This is a genomic window from Mesorhizobium sp. M7A.F.Ca.CA.001.08.2.1 (assembly GCF_003998455.1).
Lineage (GTDB): Bacteria > Pseudomonadota > Alphaproteobacteria > Rhizobiales > Rhizobiaceae > Mesorhizobium > Mesorhizobium ciceri.
On sequence record NZ_RZPW01000993.1, the window covers coordinates 1 to 1,859 of the forward strand.

The window sequence follows — 1,859 nt, forward strand, 5'->3', positions numbered from 1 at the left end:
TGCACATCTACAATTGGGACCAGTGGGCGCAGAAGACGGTGCCGGTGCCGATGGTGACGGGCCATGAATTCGTCGGCACCGTTGCCGATTTCGGCGCAGCGGTCACCGAATACAAGGTCGGCCAGCGCGTGTCGGGCGAGGGCCACATCGTCTGCGGTCATTGCCGCAACTGTCGCGCCGGGCGAGGGCATCTGTGCCGCAACACGCTCGGCGTCGGCGTCAATCGTCCGGGCGCCTTCGGTGAGTATCTGGCTATCCCGCAGCACAACGTCGTGCCGATCCCCGATGATGTGCCGGACGAGATCGCCGCCATCTTCGATCCGTTGGGCAATGCCGTGCACACCGCACTCTCCTTCGATCTGGTCGGCGAGGACGTGCTGGTCACCGGCGCCGGGCCGATCGGCATCATGGGCGCGCTCGTCGCCCAATGCGTCGGCGCGCGAAAAGTCGTCATCACCGACATCAATCCGGTGCGGCTGGCGCTGGCGAAAAAGCTCGGCGTCCAGCATGTCGTCGACGCGTCCAAGGAAAAGCTGCGCGATGTCATGCCGGCACTCGGCATGACCGAGGGTTTTGATGTCGGCCTCGAAATGTCGGGCGCGGCCCCCGCCTTCCGCGACATGATCGACACCATGAACAACGGCGGCAAGATCGCCATTCTGGGCATCGCGCCGACCGGTTTCGAGATCGACTGGAACAAGGTCATCTTCAAGATGCTGCATCTCAAGGGCATCTATGGCCGCGAGATGTTCGAGACCTGGTACAAGATGATCGCGCTGGTGCAGGGGCCGCTGGATGTTTCCGGGCTTATCACGCACCGCATCGGCATCGACGATTTCCAAGCCGGCTTCGATGCAATGCGCAGCGGCAGTTCCGGCAAGGTGGTGATGGATTGGTAGATGCCGCCCTAACGCAGAATTCTGTTTTTCATCAGCCATTTCACGGAGCGGGGCCACGCGTAGTTCGCACCCATGCGAAGATCGGTAAACCCCTCCGAAACATGTTTCCCGGTTTCGGCGTCAAGGATGCGAATGAACATAGTATGTTCTGTTCGGTTGACGCGCGTTACGACGCCAAGCAAGGCAAGCGACGCGCCGTGCTCCTTGGCAATCGGGCCTTCACAACCAGCGCAGTTGCGCAATCCGTGCGGCGCCGTGGCCTGTGTATCCCTCGCCGGCACATCAATTACTGTAAAACGCCCAGACTGGGAGAGCATGTCCTTAGCAACTGTGCTGATTCCGACAGATAGCGCCTGTCATATTCATCCGGGGGAATTATTCCCGCCCCGGCGCTCTTGTCCTCCAATTCGAAAGGGAACACTTCGATCGACATCGGCTTTGTCTGCTGCGCCTGCGCAAATGTGCAGGTGCCTACAAGCAGCGTCACCAGGACACTTAATGTGCGAATGCTCATCGTAGTCCTCCTGTCGGTATGATGGGCATTATACGCGGCCTGACAACGCAAATCACGATTAAATCGAAAGCAATGCTATGCTTCGGGAGTTTCCACGCAGTCTCGCTCGAACTCCGTCGTTCAGAGTGATTGGCTTGATCTTGGACTAACTCTTGCTCGGGACCAGACTGGTCTCCAATGCAGCCAGTCCGCTGGTGATCGCCGTGCGCTCTTCAGCGCTGAGCCTTGCCAGCAAATCCCGTTCGAACGCCTTCGCCAGCGGCACCATCTCGCGATAGGCGGCAAGCCCCGTTCCGGTCAGCGTCAGATGTTCGATACGGCGATCTTTCTCATCAGGTGTCCGCATCAACCAGCGCCGCCGCTCGAGTTCAGCCACGGCGCGTGAAACCTTGGTCTTGTGCATAGCCGATTGCTCGCCGAGTTCGGTCGCAGTCATCGTTCCATGC

4 protein-coding genes are annotated in these 1,859 nt (G+C 59.7%); 1 reads left to right on the forward strand and 3 read right to left on the reverse strand.

From position 1 onward, the window contains the following. On the forward strand, positions 1–899 hold an 899-nt coding region (gene tdh / locus EN914_RS33925; RefSeq protein ID WP_127223538.1), incomplete at its 5' end, for an L-threonine 3-dehydrogenase. 8 nt (positions 900–907) lie between these two features. Here the strand turns inward: tdh and EN914_RS40215 are convergent. The 3 genes from EN914_RS40215 to EN914_RS33935 all read right to left on the reverse strand — a co-directional run. Then, positions 908–1,216 carry a DUF2380 domain-containing protein gene (locus EN914_RS40215; RefSeq protein WP_164752962.1) on the reverse strand — a complete coding sequence of 103 codons (309 nt, stop codon included), beginning with the start codon at positions 1,214–1,216 and terminating at the stop codon, positions 908–910. Continuing rightward, the gene (locus tag EN914_RS38515; RefSeq protein WP_024505604.1) at positions 1,186–1,413 is read right to left on the reverse strand and encodes a hypothetical protein; all 228 of its coding nucleotides are present in this window, start codon (positions 1,411–1,413) and stop codon (positions 1,186–1,188) included. The genes EN914_RS40215 and EN914_RS38515 overlap by 31 nt, the downstream gene beginning before the upstream one ends. Before the next feature lie 145 nt (positions 1,414–1,558). Next, positions 1,559–1,859 (reverse strand): MarR family winged helix-turn-helix transcriptional regulator (locus EN914_RS33935; RefSeq protein WP_127389610.1); only part of this gene is annotated, 301 nt, incomplete at its 5' end.

Coding starts and splice junctions, on each gene's coding strand:
- EN914_RS40215 (WP_164752962.1), bottom strand. CDS start 1,216: ATGCTCTCCCAGTCTGGGCGTTTTACAGTAATTGATGTGCCGGCGAGG.
- EN914_RS38515 (WP_024505604.1), bottom strand. CDS start 1,413: ATGAGCATTCGCACATTAAGTGTCCTGGTGACGCTGCTTGTAGGCACC.